This is a genomic window from Tsuneonella dongtanensis (assembly GCF_001698205.1).
GTDB lineage: Bacteria > Pseudomonadota > Alphaproteobacteria > Sphingomonadales > Sphingomonadaceae > Tsuneonella > Tsuneonella dongtanensis.
In genome coordinates, this window is the sequence record NZ_CP016591.1 from 2,822,572 (window position 1) to 2,837,753 (window position 15,182).

Below are 15,182 nucleotides of genomic sequence, written 5' to 3' on the forward strand. Positions count from 1 at the left end.
CGACCCCGCCCGACGAGACGCGTCTGCCCGCTTCAGTCGATCACGCGGCCGCGGGCCATGACCCAGTCCACCTTCTCGAGCACGCGGGCGTCTTGCGTCGGGTCGCCCTCGACCGCGATGATGTCGGCCGAATAACCCGGCGCGATGCGGCCGATCTCGCCCGACAGGCCGAGCACTTCGGCTGCCCCGGTGGTGGCGGCGGCAAGCGCATCGCGGCTCGACATTCCCTGCGCCATCATCAGGCCGAATTCGCGCGCGTTGAGGCCGTGCTCGAACACCCCGGCGTCGGTGCCGAAGGCAACCTTGACCCCCGCCTTCAGCGCCTTGCGCAGGAACACGCCCGCCGCATCAGCGACCGCGCGCACCTTGGTCTCCACGACCGGGGTGTAGACGCCCTTGCCCAGCCGCTGGCTGATGCCCTGGAACGCCATCAGCGTGGGGATCAGGACGGTGCCGTTCTTCTTCATCTCCGCGATCGCGCCGTCGTCGAGGTAGGTGCCGTGCTCGATCGTCTGCACGCCCGCCCGGCTCGCCGCCTCGATCCCCCGCGCGCCGTGCGCGTGAGCGGCCACATTGAGCCCGAGCGTCTTCGCGGTGTCGACGATCGACTGCATCTCGGCGTCGGTGAAGTGCGCTTCGAGCCCGCGGCCCTGCTGGCTGAGCACGCCCCCGGTCGCGGTGATCTTGACGAGGTCCGCGCCAGCCTTGGAGGCGCGGCGCACTTTCTCGGCGCATTCGACGGGGCCGGTGCAGGCCATACCGGAGGCGAGCAGGTCGTTGACGTCGGAACGGAACCCGCTGGTGTCGCCATGCCCGCCGACGATCGCGATCGTCTGGCCCGAGGTGACCACGCGCGGACCAACGACGAGGCCCTCGGCGGTCGCGCGGCGCAGTGCCTGCGTGACCTGCGGGGTGCGCGAGCCCAGGTCGCGGATCGTGGTGAACCCGGCGCGGACCGTCTTGCCCGCGTTCTTGACCGCGAGCATCGTGAACCATTCGGGCGGATCGATCGCCGCCCGCCAGTATTCGCCGGTTGGGTCGCCGGAAATATGCGTGTGCAGGTCGGTCAGGCCGGGGACGAGCGTCTTGCCGGCAAGGTGGACCATCTCCGCACCCACGGGCCCGTCGACGAAGCCGTCCTCGATGCCGACGATCCGGCCGTCTGTGACGATCACCGTGGATTGCCCGCGCACGGGGGATTGCGCGTCGACCACCACCCGGTCCGCATGGATGACCGTGGTCCGCGGCGCGGCTTCCTGCGCCGACGACACCTGCGCCGAAATCCCGATCGCCAACGCCGCCGCCGCGCACGCCAGCCTGCCTAATCCTCTCATGTCATTGCTTCCCTTGCGACTCTCGGGGGATCTTCTAGCGGCCAGTCGCCGGGAGAAAAGGGGCTGGCGAAAGATCGTCCCGCATGGCGATTGCCCCATGGCGCGATGCGCCCTAGGGCTTGGCCACAATGAGCGGGCGCATGATCGATGTGGCGATTGCCGGCGGAGGGCTTGCGGGCGGGCTGGCCGCGCTCGCAATCCACGTCGCGCGCCCCGAACTGCGCATCGCCCTGGTGGAAAGCGGCGAGACCCTGGGCGGGCATCACCGGTGGAGCTGGTTCTCCTCCGACCTGACCGACGAAGGCGCAGCGTTGCTCGCGCCGTTCCGGACTACGGCATGGAGCGGGTACGAGGTCCGGTTCCCCGCTTTCGCCCGGACCCTTTCGACCGGGTACAACTCGCTGGCGTCGGTGGATTTCGATGCGGCGCTGCGCCGCCTGCTGCCGGCCGACGCGGTCGCCACCCGGCGGACCATCGCTGCTCTCGATGCGCGCGGGATCGACCTTGCCGACGGGACCCGGATCGATGCGCGCTGCGTGATCGACGCGCGCGGAATCGATTCCGCCCCCCATCTCGAAGGCGGCTGGCAGGTCTTCCTCGGTCGCCGCCTGCGGACGCATGCGCCGCACGGCCTCGACCGGCCCATCGTGATGGATGCGAAGGTCGAGCAGCACGGCTCGTGCCGCTTCGTCTATTCGCTGCCGCTGGGCGCGGACGAGCTGTTCGTCGAGGACACTTATTACGACGACGCGCCCGATCTCGACCGTTCGGCGCTGTCGGCGCGGATCGACCGGTATTGCGCCACGCGCGGGTGGGACGGCGACCCGATCGAGTTCGAAACCGGCGTGCTGCCGGTCATCACCGGGGGAGACTTTGCCGCGTTCCAGGCCGCGCACCGCGTGGACGGCGTGGCGAGGATCGGCGCGCGCGGCGGGTTCGTCCATCCGCTCACCAGCTACACCCTGCCCTTCGCGGTCGAGACCGCGCTCGCCATCGCCGCCGAAAGCGACCTGCCGGGCACACAGCTCGCCGCGCTGATGGAAGCGCGGGCGCGAAACCACTGGCGGCGGACCGCGTTCTACCGGCGGCTCGGGCGGATGATGTTCGGCGCCGGAACCCCCGAGGAACGCTACCGTGCCTTCGCACTCGTCTACCGCCTGCCCCAACCCGTGATCGAACGTTTCTATTCCGGCCGCTCCACCCCAGCCGACATGGCGCGGGTGCTGTGCGGCAAACCCCCCGTGCCGGTGCTCGGGGCGCTGCGCGCGCTCGGCACCCACGGAACCCCGCTGACAAGGAAAGCCGCTTGACCATCGAGAACAAGACCGCCTGCGTGATCGGTGCCGGGTTCGGCGGGCTCGCGCTCGCGATCCGGCTGCAATCGGCCGGGGTGAAGACCACCGTGGTCGAGGCGCGCGACAAGCCCGGCGGACGCGGTTACTTCTGGGAGCGCGACGGCTTCACCTTCGACGCCGGCCCGACCGTGATCACCGATCCCGACTGCCTCAAGGAGCTGTGGGCGCTGTCGGGCCACGACATGGCCGAAGACGTCGAGCTGATGCCGGTCATGCCGTTCTACCGGCTGAACTGGCCCGACGGAACCAACTTCGACTATTCGAACGACGAGAACTCGCTCCGGGCGGAGATCGACCGCGTCGCGCCGGGCGACCTGGCCGGGTACGAGGATTTCCTTCGTTATTCCGCGGGCGTGTTCGAGGAAGGCTACGTCAAGCTCGGCAACGTGCCGTTCCTCGACTTCGCGAGCATGATCAAGGCCGCGCCCGCGCTCGCCAAGTACCAGGCGTGGCGCAGCGTCTATTCGATGGTCTCGAGCTATGTGAAGAGCGAGAAGCTGCGCGAAGCGCTGTCGTTCCACACCCTCCTCGTCGGCGGCAACCCGATGACCACGAGCGCGATCTACGCGCTGATCCACAAGCTGGAAAAGGACGGCGGCGTGTGGTGGGCGCGCGGCGGCACCAACCGGCTCGTCGCGGCGATGGTCCGCCATTTCGAGCGGCTGGGCGGCACCATGCGCCTCCACGATCCGGTCACCCGCATCCACACCATCGGCACCACGGCGACCGAGGTCGAGACCCAGAGCGGCTGGCGCGAGCGCTTCAACGCCGTCGCCAGCAATGCCGACATCATGCACTCGTACCGCGACCTGCTCGGCAAGACCAAGCGGGGCAAGGACCAGGCCAAGAGCCTCGCGCGCAAGCGCTTCAGTCCGTCGCTGTTCGTCGTCCATTTCGGGCTCGAAGGCACGTGGCCGGGCATCCCGCACCATGCGATCCTGTTCGGCCCGCGCTACAAGGGCCTGCTCGAGGACATCTACGAGCACGGCGTGCTGCCGCAGGATTTCTCGATCTATCTGCACCACCCCACGGTGACCGATCCGAGCATGGCGCCGCCAGGCAAGAGCACGTTCTACGCGCTGGTCCCGGTCGCGCACATGGGCAAGCTGACGGTCGACTGGGAAACGGTCGGCCCCATGCTGGAAAAACGCATCCTCGACGAGGTCGGCCGCCGGCTGATCCCCGACATCCACGACCGGATCGTGACCAAGTTCCACTACGCGCCGCGCGATTTCTCGCTCGACCTCAACGCCCACATGGGCAGCGCCTTTTCGCTCGAGCCGATCCTGACCCAGAGCGCGTGGTTCCGCGGGCACAACCGCGACGACGTGATCGAGAACTTCTACCTCGTCGGCGCGGGCACCCACCCGGGCGCCGGCATCCCCGGCGTCGTCGGCAGCGCCAAGGCGACCGCGGGGCTGATGCTGGAGGATCTCTCTAAGTGAAGCGCCTCGCCGTCTATTGCGGATCGGCCTCGCCGTCCGACCAGCGGTATATCGAGCTCGCGCACGACGTCGGGCGGGAGCTGGCCGGGCGCGGCATCGGGCTGGTATACGGCGGCGGACGGCTCGGCCTGATGGGCGCGGTCGCCGCGGGCGCGCTCGAGGGCGGGGGCGAAGTCATCGGCGTGATCCCCGAAGCGCTCGCCAATTCCGAAGTCGCGAACCACGACTGTACAGAGCTCTACACCGTGTCGGGAATGCACGAGCGTAAACAGCGCTTTACCGACCTTTCCGACGGTTTCGTCACCATTCCGGGCGGAGTGGGGACCATGGACGAATTGTGGGAAGCGGTAAGCTGGGCGCAGCTCGGCTATCACCAGAAGCCGGTGGGCCTGCTCAACGCCTTCGGGTTCTACGATCACCTGATCGCGTTCAACCGCCACATGGCCGAGGTCGGCTTCGTGCGCCCGGCGCACCAGGGCATCATCATCGCCGACGAGAGCCTGCCCGGCTTGCTCGACCGGATGGCCGCCTACCAGCCGCACACCCCGATCTTCGCGATGAAGGCCAGCGACCTATGAGGCCGTCCAGATGAGACGCCCTCGGCGCATCGTCCCGCGGATGCTGGCGCCCAGTCGCATCCTGCGCGCCACGCCTGCACAAGCCGGCGGCGGGCGCGAATGGGACGACCTCGTCGACTATGCCGAAAAGTCGATCGCCCGCGGTTCCAAGAGCTTCTCGCTCGCAAGCCGGCTGTTCGACCGCGACACGCGCGAAAAGGTCTGGCTGCTCTACGCCTGGTGCCGCCGCTGCGACGACCTGGCCGACAACCAGGACCACGGCGGCACGCTGGGCGAGCAGGAGGGCGCCGAACGCCGCCTGACCGCGATCCGCCTGCTCACCGAGCGTGCGCTCGACGGGCTGCCGACCGCCGACCCGGCGTTCGACGCTTTCGGCCTGGTCGCGCGCGAATGCGGCCTCACCCGCGAGATGGCCGAGGACGTCATCATGGGCTTCGAGCTCGACGCCAAGGACTGGCGCCCGCGCAGCGAGGCGGATCTCGCGCGCTACTGCTACCACGTCGCGGGCGCCGTCGGGGTGATGATGGCCGTCGTCATGGGCGTCGACCGCACCGACAGCTGGATGCTCGACCGCGCGTGCGACCTCGGCCTCGCCTTCCAGCTCGCCAACATCGCCCGCGACGTGGCCGAGGACGACAAGGCCGACCGCCGCTACCTGCCGCTCGAATGGATGGTCGAGGAGGACATCGAGCCCGGCATGATCATGCACCCGCACCACCGGCAGGAGCTCGCCGACATCGTCGCGCGGCTGATCCGGCGGATGGAGCGGCACGAGGCGTGGGCGCGGCTGGGCGCGGCACAGCTGCCGTTCCGCAGCCGCTGGGCTGTGCTCGCCGCCGCGCGCATCTACGGCGCGATCGGGCGGCGGGTGGCGGAACTCGGGCCCCATGCGTGGGACAACCGCGTGGTCATCGGCCGGACGGAGAAGCTGCGCCACGTGTCCGCGGCGTTCTGGGAAGCGGTGCGGAACAAGCCGGAGGAGCCCGGCGAGGCCCCGCAGTGGTCGCGCGGGCAGATCCTGATCGACGTGCGGATGAGCCAGCCGATCCCCGCGCCGAACATGGAGCCGCTGCCGGATGGCGACTGATCCTCCCCGGCACGGGGAGGGGGACCGTGCGCAGCACGGTGGAGGGGGCCCGCCCGACGTGCTGGCCCAACCGATTAAGCAGGTGAAGCGAGCACGAAGGCTGCGCTCCGAGATGTCCCTTCCCGAAGTATTGCTGTGGCAGGAACTCAGGAAGAGGCCCGGCGGCTTCAAGTTCCGTCGCCAATTCCCGCAAGCACCTTATACCCTGGACTTCGCCTGCCTCGCGTCTCGGACGGCCATCGAAATCGATGGAAGCTCCCATGATCGCGGCGATGCGCCACGGCGCGACTTGCAACGTGACCGGTTTCTCATGCAACGAGGCTTCCGCGTATTGCGCATCCCGGCGCGGGAAGTGCTGAGCGATCTGGAGAGTTGCGTGAAAGCTATTGTCGAGGCCTGCCGCGATGCCGGGCCCCCTCCACCATCCGCTGGCGCGGACGGTCCCCCTCCCCGTGCCGGGGAGGAATTATGATCACCAAGCTCTTGATCGCCAACCGCGGCGAGATCGCCTGCCGCATCATGCGCACTGCGCGCGCGATGGGGATCGCGACGGTCGCGGTCTATTCGGATGCCGATGCGAAGGCGCTGCACGTGCGCAGCGCCGACGAGGCGGTGCACATCGGCCCCTCGCCCGCGGCGGAAAGCTATCTCGTCGGGGAGAAGATCATTGCCGCGGCGAAAGAGACCGGGGCGGACGCCATCCATCCGGGCTACGGGTTCCTGTCGGAGAACGCCGATTTTGCGCGCAGCGTGATCGCGGCGGGGCTGATCTGGGTCGGGCCGAAACCGACAAGCATCGAGGCGATGGGCCTCAAAGACGCGGCCAAGAAGCTGATGCGCGCCGCCGGCGTGCCGGTGACCCCGGGGTACGAGGGCGAGGACCAGTCGCCCGAGCGCCTCAAGGCCGAGGCCGACGCGATCGGCTACCCCGTCCTGATCAAGGCGGTCGCGGGCGGCGGCGGCAAGGGAATGCGCAAGGTCGACGCGCCCGAAAACTTCGAAGCCGCGCTGCAATCGTGCCGCCGCGAGGCCGCGGCGAGCTTCGGCAACGACGAGGTGCTGCTCGAAAAGTGGATCACCTCGCCCCGCCATATCGAGGTGCAGGTCTTCGGCGACAGCCACGGCAACGTCGTCCACCTGTTCGAACGCGACTGCTCATTGCAGCGCCGCCACCAGAAGGTGATCGAGGAAGCCCCCGCCCCCGGCATGGACGAGGCGACCCGCGAAGCGATCTGCGCCGCCGCCGTCCGCGCCGCCAAGGCGGTCGACTACGAGGGCGCCGGCACGATCGAATTCATCGCCGACGCCAGCGAGGGCCTGCGCGCCGACCGCATCTTCTTCATGGAGATGAATACCCGCCTCCAGGTCGAACACCCGGTGACCGAGGAGATCACCGGGGTGGATCTGGTGGAATGGCAGCTCAGGGTCGCGAGCGGCGAGCCGGTGCCGCTCAAGCAGGAGGAGCTGCGTATCGACGGCTGGGCGATGGAAGCGCGGCTTTATGCCGAGGACCCGGCGAAGGGATTTTTGCCGAGCACGGGGCCATTGGAGATTTTCGATCTGGGCGACGAAGGCCGCATCGAAACCGGAGTGGAACAGGGCGGCGAAGTGTCGCCATTCTACGATCCCATGATCGCGAAGCTGATTGGCACGGGAGAGACCCGCCAAGATGCCATCCGGGCACTCGCCGATATGTTCGACGAAATGGCGATCTGGCCCGTGAAGACCAACGCCACATTCCTGTTCAACCTGATTCTCAGCCACGATTTCTTTGAGGGCGACGCTATCGACACCGGCTACATCGAGCGCCACCTCGATAGAGTCATACCGCACCCCAACCCTTTTCCACACGCTTGGGACGAGGCCGCACGCGCCATCTTGAACGAAGCGAAGGAAGAGTTCGGTTCGCTTACAGGGTTCCGCCTCAATCGAGAGCCTCGGTTGTCCGTTGCGATGCGTCATGGCGACGATAGTCGCGTCATCGAAATCTCGGACGAAGAAGACCTCGGACTCCCCGTTTACGGAGAAGGCGACGGCCTCATCGTTTTCGACGAAGGGCAGCCATTTAAGTTTGCGCTCGCAGAACGCGGCACCGGCACCCACTCCGCCCACGACGGCGACATCATCGCCCCCATGCCGGGCAAGGTCATCGCGGTCGATGTGGCCGAAGGCGATACCGTCACCGCGGGGCAGCGGCTGATGGTGCTCGAGGCGATGAAGATGGAGCACGCCCTCACCGCGCCGTTCGACGGGACGGTGGCCGAGCTTTCGGTCGGCGAGGGCAGCCAGGTGCAGGTCGAGGCGCTGCTGGCGCGGGTGGAGGCTGCGGAGTGATCCTCCCCGGAACGGGGAGGGGGACCGCGACGCGAAGCGGCGGGGTGGAGGGGCCCCCTCCGCTGGCGGAACGCCATTGGCGCGTACCCCTCCACCACACTTCGTGTGGTCCCCCTCCCCGTGCCGGGGAGGATTCATGACCTGGGCGAAGGAACTCGAGGAACTGCGCCGTCGTGAAGCGCTGGCCGAGGAAATGGGCGGCGCGGACAAGGTCGCCCGGCAGCACGGACGCGGCAAGATGGACGCGCGCGCGCGGTTGGCGGCGCTGGTCGATCCGGGCAGTTTCCGCGAGATCGGCAAGATCGCCGGCAAGGGCTCCTACGACGAGAACGGCGAGCTCACCGGCGTCGTCCCCGCCCCCTTCCTGTTCGGCAAGGCGACGATCAACGGGCGGCCGGTGGTCGCCACCGCGGACGACTTCACCATTCGCGGCGGCGCGGCGGATGCGGGGATCGGGCGCAAGATGGAGCAGGCCGAGAAGATGGCGCACGAGCTGCGCCTGCCGATCGTCCGCATGATCGACGGCACCGGCGGTGGCGGCTCGGTCAAGACGCTCGAGATGATCGGCGCGACCTACATCCCCGCGGTGCACATGTGGGGCGAGGTGGTGAAGAACCTCGACACCGTACCGGTGGTCGCGCTCTCGCTCGGCCCGACGGCAGGGCTCGGCGCCGCGCGGATCGCGGCGAGCCACTATTCGGTGATGGTGCGGGGCTTGAGCCAGATTTTCGCGGCGGGGCCCGCCGTGGTCGACGCGCTCGGCGAGAGCTGGAAAGGCGGCGCGGCCAGTCACGAAGAGGCCAAGGAAGCGCTCGGCGGCAGCGAGATCCACACCCGCAACGGCGTGGTCGACGACGAGGTCGCCAGCGAGGCCGAAGCGTTCGCCCGCGCGCGGCATTTCCTCTCGTTCATGCCCGAATACGCCGGCCAGCCCGCCCGCCGCATCGAGACCGGAGACCCCGCCGATCGCCGCGAGGAGGCGCTGCTCTCCCTCGTCCCGCGCGGCGACAAGCAGGTCTATTCGATGCGCCGCGCGATGGACCTGGTGTTCGACAAGGGCACCGTGTTCGAGATCGGCAAGAACTGGGGCCGGGCGGCTATCACCGCCCTCGCCCGGCTCGACGGGTGGCCGGTGATGGTGCTCGCGAGCGACCCGAGTTTCCTCGGCGGATCGTGGGACGCCAAGACCTCCGAGAAGGTCGAGCGTTGGGTCAAGCTCGCCGACCTGTTCCGCCTGCCCATCGTCCACCTCGTCGACAACCCCGGCTTCATGATCGGGCGCGAGGCGGAAATGGCGGGCACGATCCGCTACGGCGTCCAGGCGATGAACGCGATCTACAAGGCGACCGTGCCGCTGGCGAGCATCGTCATGCGCCGCGCCTACGGCATCGCAGGCAGCGCCATGTCGAACGCCGACACCTACCAATACCGCTACTGCTGGCCCTCGGGCGACTGGGGATCCTTGCCCATCGCAGGCGGGCTGGAGGTCGCCTACAAGTCCGAGATCGAGGCAGCGGAGGACCCCGCGGCGGAGCTGGAAGCGATCAAGGCCCGCCTCGCCAAGGTCACCAGCCCTTTCCGCAGCGCCGAGCGCTTCAACGTCGAGGACATCATCGACCCGCGGGACACCCGCCCGCTGCTGTGCGAATTCGCCGGGCTGGCTTGGCGGAGGCTGGGGGCGGAATAATCCTCCCCCATCGGGGGAGGGGGACCATGCGCAGCATGGTGGAGGGGCACAGGCCGATGGCGTGACCTCGCAAGGTCCTTCCAATCCGAAGGTGCCCCTCCACCACACTCCGTGTGGTCCCCCTCCCCGTTCCGGGGAGGATCAATATATCCCGTGCGCGGCGAGGTACTTGCGCGCATCCCTCGGCCGCCGGAACAACACCCCGCGCTCGCTGAACAGCACGAGGGTGAGCGACAGCAGGCTGCAGGTCAGCAGCGCGAAGGCCATCGGGCGCGCGCTGTCGTCGTAGAGCTGGCCGATAGCGATCCCCAGGATCGCGCCCATCGACATGCGCACGAAGGCCTGCGCGCTCGACGCCGCGCCCGCGGTCTCGCTGAACGGCTGCATCGCGATCGAGCCGAAGTTCGCGCCCATGAAGCCCAGCAGGCACAGGTTCGCCGCCATCAGCGGCACGAACAGTTCGAGCGATTCCCCGCGATAGAGCGACGCCCAGACCTGCGCGGCGGAAACGACGATGAAGATGACCAGCGCCGAGTGGCTCACCCGGCGCGCGCCGAATTTCTCGACGATGCGCGAGTTGAGGAAGCTCGACACCGCGAGCGTCGAGGCGGTGGCGCCGAAGATGAACGGGAAGTCGTCGCCCGCGCCGAAATGTTCGCCGACGAGCTGCTGCGAGCTGTTGATGTAGCCGAACATCGCCCCGAACACGAGGCCGCTGCCGAGCACGTATCCGATCGCCTCGCGCGTGCGGAAGGTCAGCGGCAGGTTCTGCGCCACGCTGCGGAAATCGAGCGGCTGGCGGTCCTCCGCGGCGAGCGTTTCGGGGAGCCGCGCCCATGTCCATGATGCGACCAGCGCGGCGAGCGCGGCCATGCCGACGAAGACCCACGGCCAGTCGGCGAAGGTCAGGATCGCCTGGCCGAAAGTCGGCGCCAGCACCGGCACGACCATGAAGACGATGAAGATCGTGCTCATCAGCCGCGCCATCGCGTCGCCTTCGAAGCGGTCGCGGATGATCGCCGCGGGGATCACGCCGAGTCCCGCCGTGCCGAGCCCCTGGATCACGCGCAGGGCCAGCAATGCGTCGTAGCTCGGCGCGATGGCGCACAGCAGCGAGGTGACGACGTAGAACCCGAACGCGGCGAAGAGCAGCGGGCGGCGGCCGAACCGGTCGGACAGGCTGCCGGGCACGAGGCATCCGACTCCGCCCGCGAGCAGGTACACGCCGACGACCAGCTGCCGCCGGTTGGGATCGTCGACGCCGAACGTCGCCGCGATTTCGTCGAGCGCGGGCAGCATGCCGTCGATCGCCAGCGCGCCGAGGCTCATGATGGCGGCCATGAGCGCAACGAATTCCGCGCGGCCGATCGACCGCTCGCGTCCGTGACTCGCGTGGATTGCCCCATTCATGGCCCGCGCCATGCCTGTTGCAGCGCACCATGGAAAGCGGTTTCACCGTTTGACTTCAATCGGGAAGCGGGCGACCACTCGCGCGGGATCGGAGGGGCCGGATGGATCGCAACCACGCGAAAGTGATCGTCGCATCGTCATTGGGGACGGTGTTCGAATGGTACGATTTCTACCTCTACGGGCTGCTCGCGACGGTGATCTCGGCGCAGTTCTTTTCCGGGGTGAACGAGACGACCGGCTTCATCCTCGCTCTCGGCGCCTTCGCCGCAGGGTTTGCGGTACGACCCTTCGGCGCGCTCGTGTTCGGGCGCGTCGGCGACCTCGTCGGGCGCAAGTATACCTTCCTCGTCACCATGGGTCTGATGGGCGCGGCAACCTTCGCGGTGGGCCTGCTGCCGAGCTACGCGAGCATCGGGGTAGCCGCCCCGATCCTGCTGGTCGCGCTGCGCCTCATCCAGGGCCTCGCGCTCGGCGGCGAATACGGCGGCGCCGCGACCTACGTGGCCGAGCACGCGCCCGATGGCAGGCGCGGGCTCTATACCAGCTTCATCCAGACCACCGCCACGCTCGGGCTCTTTGCCGCGCTGCTCGTGGTGATCGGCCTTCGGACCGCGATGGGCGAGGAGGCATTTGCCGACTGGGGCTGGCGCGTCCCGTTCCTGATTTCGGCAGTCTTGCTGATCGTATCGCTGTGGATCCGCCTCCAGCTTGCCGAAAGTCCGGTCTACCAGGCGATGAAAGATGAAGGCGAAACCTCGAAGGCGCCGCTGACGGAAGCGTTCGGTCGCTGGCGGAACCTCAAATGGGTGCTGGTGGCGCTGCTCGGCGCGGTCGCGGGTCAGGCGGTCGTCTGGTACACCGGGCAGTTCTATGCACTGTTCTACCTGGAAAAAATCCTGAAGGTCGACGGTGCGACCGCCAACGTCCTGATCGCGGTGGCGCTGGCGATCGGGACCCCGTTCTTCGTGTTCTTCGGCTGGCTGAGCGACAAGGTCGGGCGCAAGCCGATCATCCTCGCCGGCTGCGCGCTCGCGGTGCTGCTCTATTTCCCGCTGTTCGGTGCGCTGACGAGCGCGGCCAATCCGGCGCTGGCCGAAGCGCAGGCGCGCGCGCCGGTAGTGGTCGAGGCGAGCCCCGCGACCTGCTCGGTCCAGTTCGACCCGATCGGCAAGACCAAGTTCGACCGGACCGGCTGCGACATCGCCAAGTCCGCGCTGGCCAAGGCGGGTGTGCCTTACGCCAACGAGGACGCGGATCACGGTGACGCGGCCATCGTGCGGATCGGGAACGCGACCCTGCGGGCTGCTCCAGGCGCCGCGCCGGACCTCGCCGCTGCGCTCGCGGAAGCCGGCTATCCCGAAAAAGCCGACCCGGCCGCAGTCGACACCCCGCTCGTGGTCGCGATCCTCACCGCGCTCGTGCTGCTCGTGACGATGGTCTATGGCCCGATCGCCGCGTTGCTGGTCGAGCTTTTCCCCGCGCGCATCCGCTACACCGCGATGAGCCTGCCCTATCACATCGGCAACGGCTGGTTCGGCGGTTTCCTGCCGACGATCGCCTTCGCGATGGTCGCGACGACGGGCGATATCTACGCGGGCCTCTGGTATCCGATCGGGATTGCCGCGCTGACGCTGGTGGTGGGTTTGCTGTTCCTGCCCGAAACCTTCCGCCGCCGCGTCGACCATGTGGAGGAATCGCCCGCGCCGTCCTAAGCTTGCGCGATGAGCGAGGACGACGAGGAAGGCGAAGCGGCCCAGGAATCTTCGGGCCTGCGCAAGATCATCCACGTCGACATGGATGCCTTCTTCGCGAGCTGCGAGCAGCGCGACCATCCCGAGCTGCGGGGCAAGCCCGTCGCGGTCGGCGGGTCGGGCGGACGGGGAGTGGTCGCGGCGGCGAGCTACGAGGCGCGCAAGTTCGGCGTGCGCAGCGCGATGCCCTCAATCACCGCCAAGCGGCTCTGCCCCGACCTCATTTTCGTCAAGCACCGGTTCGAGGTCTACAAGGAGGTGTCGCAGCAGATCCGCGCGATCTTCCGCGACTACACGCCCCACGTCGAACCGCTCTCGCTCGACGAGGCCTATCTCGACGTCACCGACGACCTGAAGGGCATCGGCAGCGCGACCCTCATCGCCGAGGAGATCCGCCGCCGCATCCGCGAGGAGACCCGCCTCACCGCGAGCGCAGGGGTGAGCTACAACAAGTTCCTCGCCAAGCTAGCGAGCGACCAGAACAAGCCCGACGGACTGTGCGTGATTCGCCCGGGCGAAGGAGCTGCGTTCGTCCAGTCGCTGCCCGTCCGCCGTTTCCACGGGGTCGGGCCCAAGGGCGCGGAGAAGATGGCGCGTCTCGGCATCGAGACCGGCGCCGACCTTGCCGCAAAGGACCTCGCTTGGCTGCGCGCGCACTTCGGTTCGATGGCCGACTACCTGTTCCGGGCGGCGCGCGGCATCGACCTCAGGCCGGTGCGTGCCAACCGTATCCGCAAGTCGGTCGGCAGCGAACGCACTTTCAGCGAGGACATCTCGAGCGGGACGGCGCTGCGCGAGACGCTGGAAAACATCATCGATATCGTCTGGGAATCGATCGAGCGGACCCAGGCCAAGGGCCGCACGGTCACGCTGAAGATGAAGTACACCGACTTCCAGATTTCCACCCGCGCGAAGTCGCTGCCCGCGGCCGTTGCCGACAAGGCGACCTTCGCCAGCGTGGCGCGGGCGCTGCTCGACGAGGCTCTGCCCCTGCCGCTGCCGATCCGCCTGATGGGCCTGACGCTGTCGAACCTCGAACGGGGCGGCGCGGAGGAGCGCCCCCGCGACGAGGCGCAGCTTTCGCTGCTCTAGCCGAGGAACCGGCGCCAGACGTCGACCCGCTTGCGGGTAAGCGGCGTCAACGGCTCGGGCAGCGAATGCATCGGGAAGAAACGCGCCTCGATCACTTCGCGCTTGTCGGGCCGGGGGTGATCCTGCGTCACGCCGGTCACCAGCCAGGCCGTGTGCGGCGATCCGGAAATAACCTCCTCGATGCTTTCCAGCGTGCGCACGCTCTCGAGCAGGCACCCGACCTCCTCCAGCACTTCGCGCCGCGCGGCGTCGAGCGCATCCTCGCCCCTGCCCATCCCCCCACCCGGCAGCGCCCACCCACCCGGACCATAGCTGTGCCGGACCAGCAGCAGACGACCTTCGAGATCGGTGACGATGACCGAGACCCCGGCCAGCCGCACCCGGACGAACCTGCGCCAGCGATGACGCAGGGCGTGCGCCCAGCGCAGCGCCATCCGGTGCAGCGGGCGGGGGATCAGGTGAAGCATGTCACCGGCTGTCTGGCCGCCCCCAGCAACCGCGCGACGGGCAGGTCGTGCTCGCCGCGCACCGCCGCGTCGAACACCGCCCGCTTCCCCTCTCCCCGGATCACGAAGACGAGCCGGTCGGACGCGAGCAAGGCGGGAAGCGTCAGGCTGATGCGGTCGAACGGCGCTTCGGGCGGCAGGGGATGGGGGGTCAGGCGACGGATCGATGCGGGCTCGTCCACGCGCGGATCGGTGTTCGGGAAAAGCGAAGCGACGTGGCCGTCCTCTCCCATGCCCAGCCATGCGATCGCGAAGCGCGGCACGGCTTCCATCTCGGTCAGCGTGACAACTTCGGCACCGGCCGGTTCCAGCAGCGCGCGGATGCGGCCGGTGTTCGATGCCGGATGATCCTCTGGCACCACCCGGTCGTCCCCCGGCCAGACGGTTACCCGCGTCCAGTCGAGCGGCATCGCTGCCATCCGTTCGAGGATCGGGAAAGGCGTCGAGCCGCCAGGCACGGTGATCGCCACTGGTCCCCCGGTCGCGGCGAGCGCCTCTGCCAGCACGCGCGCCAGCCAGTCGGCGATTGCGGCGTCGTCGGCGCCTTCAACGATGGAAAGGTTGTCCATCCGTGTCCGATAGCAGAACGCGCGGCGTCAGACA

General features: G+C 68.4%; 13 protein-coding genes. 9 read left to right on the plus strand and 4 right to left on the minus strand.

Translation table 11 applies throughout. The features are described 5' to 3' along the window. Positions 1 to 32: 32 nt before the first annotated feature. A complete protein-coding gene (locus A6F68_RS13730) occupies positions 33 to 1,334 on the minus strand; it encodes a metal-dependent hydrolase family protein (RefSeq protein ID WP_067681316.1) in 1,302 nt (433 codons plus the stop codon). 128 nt (positions 1,335 to 1,462) lie between these two features. Between A6F68_RS13730 and crtY the strand changes: the two genes are divergently transcribed. The 7 genes from crtY to A6F68_RS13760 all read left to right on the plus strand — a co-directional run bounded on the left by crtY (position 1,463) and on the right by A6F68_RS13760 (position 9,820). Next, positions 1,463 to 2,644, plus strand: a complete 1,182-nt coding sequence (crtY, locus tag A6F68_RS13735) for a lycopene beta-cyclase CrtY (RefSeq protein WP_067681319.1) — start codon at positions 1,463 to 1,465, stop codon at positions 2,642 to 2,644. Beyond that, positions 2,641 to 4,134: a phytoene desaturase gene (locus A6F68_RS13740; RefSeq protein WP_067681322.1), complete on the plus strand. Its 1,494-nt coding sequence runs from the start codon at positions 2,641 to 2,643 to the stop codon at positions 4,132 to 4,134. Before crtY ends, A6F68_RS13740 begins: the two co-directional genes overlap by 4 nt. Continuing rightward, positions 4,131 to 4,712: an LOG family protein gene (locus A6F68_RS13745; RefSeq protein WP_067681325.1), complete on the plus strand. Its 582-nt coding sequence runs from the start codon at positions 4,131 to 4,133 to the stop codon at positions 4,710 to 4,712. Before A6F68_RS13740 ends, A6F68_RS13745 begins: the two co-directional genes overlap by 4 nt. A 10-nt stretch (positions 4,713 to 4,722) precedes the next feature. Beyond that, positions 4,723 to 5,799 (plus strand): phytoene/squalene synthase family protein, encoded by a 1,077-nt coding sequence (locus A6F68_RS13750; RefSeq protein WP_067681328.1) that lies wholly within the window; start codon positions 4,723 to 4,725, stop codon positions 5,797 to 5,799. Further along, positions 5,789 to 6,271: an endonuclease domain-containing protein gene (locus tag A6F68_RS14795; RefSeq protein WP_157096754.1), complete on the plus strand. Its 483-nt coding sequence runs from the start codon at positions 5,789 to 5,791 to the stop codon at positions 6,269 to 6,271. Before A6F68_RS13750 ends, A6F68_RS14795 begins: the two co-directional genes overlap by 11 nt. Continuing rightward, a complete protein-coding gene (locus A6F68_RS13755) occupies positions 6,268 to 8,133 on the plus strand; it encodes an acetyl/propionyl/methylcrotonyl-CoA carboxylase subunit alpha (RefSeq protein WP_067681331.1) in 1,866 nt (621 codons plus the stop codon). Before A6F68_RS14795 ends, A6F68_RS13755 begins: the two co-directional genes overlap by 4 nt. A 136-nt stretch (positions 8,134 to 8,269) precedes the next feature. Next, a complete protein-coding gene (locus A6F68_RS13760; RefSeq protein ID WP_067681334.1) occupies positions 8,270 to 9,820 on the plus strand; it encodes an acyl-CoA carboxylase subunit beta in 1,551 nt (516 codons plus the stop codon). Positions 9,821 to 9,961: 141 nt separating this feature from the next. On the opposite strand, the gene A6F68_RS13765 is transcribed toward A6F68_RS13760, so the two are convergent. Continuing rightward, the gene (locus tag A6F68_RS13765) at positions 9,962 to 11,230 is read right to left on the minus strand and encodes a multidrug effflux MFS transporter (RefSeq protein WP_067681337.1); all 1,269 of its coding nucleotides are present in this window, start codon (positions 11,228 to 11,230) and stop codon (positions 9,962 to 9,964) included. A gap of 101 nt (positions 11,231 to 11,331) precedes the next feature. Between A6F68_RS13765 and A6F68_RS13770 the strand changes: the two genes are divergently transcribed. Both A6F68_RS13770 and dinB read left to right on the plus strand, forming a co-directional pair. After that, complete coding sequence (locus A6F68_RS13770) at positions 11,332 to 12,942, plus strand: MFS transporter (protein ID WP_067681340.1); 1,611 nt, start codon at positions 11,332 to 11,334, stop codon at positions 12,940 to 12,942. A gap of 9 nt (positions 12,943 to 12,951) precedes the next feature. Beyond that, entirely contained in the window at positions 12,952 to 14,073 is a 1,122-nt protein-coding gene (gene dinB / locus A6F68_RS13775) for a DNA polymerase IV (protein WP_067681343.1), read from the plus strand. Here the strand turns inward: dinB and A6F68_RS13780 are convergent. Further along, a complete protein-coding gene (locus tag A6F68_RS13780; RefSeq protein WP_067681345.1) occupies positions 14,070 to 14,540 on the minus strand; it encodes an NUDIX domain-containing protein in 471 nt (156 codons plus the stop codon). The genes dinB and A6F68_RS13780 overlap by 4 nt on opposite strands. Next, positions 14,528 to 15,148 (minus strand): 6-phosphogluconolactonase, encoded by a 621-nt coding sequence (locus A6F68_RS13785; protein ID WP_067681348.1) that lies wholly within the window; start codon positions 15,146 to 15,148, stop codon positions 14,528 to 14,530. Before A6F68_RS13785 ends, A6F68_RS13780 begins: the two co-directional genes overlap by 13 nt. Positions 15,149 to 15,182: the final 34 nt, after the last annotated feature.

Bases quoted from the DNA above. Each gene is read 5' to 3' on its own strand.
- A6F68_RS13730 (WP_067681316.1), bottom strand. From the start codon at position 1,334: ATGAGAGGATTAGGCAGGCTGGCGTGCGCGGCGGCGGCGTTGGCGATC.
- crtY (WP_067681319.1), top strand. From the start codon at position 1,463: ATGAGCGGGCGCATGATCGATGTGGCGATTGCCGGCGGAGGGCTTGCG.
- A6F68_RS13750 (WP_067681328.1), top strand. From the start codon at position 4,723: ATGAGACGCCCTCGGCGCATCGTCCCGCGGATGCTGGCGCCCAGTCGC.
- A6F68_RS14795 (WP_157096754.1), top strand. From the start codon at position 5,789: ATGGCGACTGATCCTCCCCGGCACGGGGAGGGGGACCGTGCGCAGCAC.
- A6F68_RS13755 (WP_067681331.1), top strand. From the start codon at position 6,268: ATGATCACCAAGCTCTTGATCGCCAACCGCGGCGAGATCGCCTGCCGC.
- A6F68_RS13760 (WP_067681334.1), top strand. From the start codon at position 8,270: ATGACCTGGGCGAAGGAACTCGAGGAACTGCGCCGTCGTGAAGCGCTG.
- A6F68_RS13765 (WP_067681337.1), bottom strand. From the start codon at position 11,230: ATGAATGGGGCAATCCACGCGAGTCACGGACGCGAGCGGTCGATCGGC.
- A6F68_RS13770 (WP_067681340.1), top strand. From the start codon at position 11,332: ATGGATCGCAACCACGCGAAAGTGATCGTCGCATCGTCATTGGGGACG.
- dinB (WP_067681343.1), top strand. From the start codon at position 12,952: ATGAGCGAGGACGACGAGGAAGGCGAAGCGGCCCAGGAATCTTCGGGC.
- A6F68_RS13780 (WP_067681345.1), bottom strand. From the start codon at position 14,540: ATGCTTCACCTGATCCCCCGCCCGCTGCACCGGATGGCGCTGCGCTGG.
- A6F68_RS13785 (WP_067681348.1), bottom strand. From the start codon at position 15,148: ATGGACAACCTTTCCATCGTTGAAGGCGCCGACGACGCCGCAATCGCC.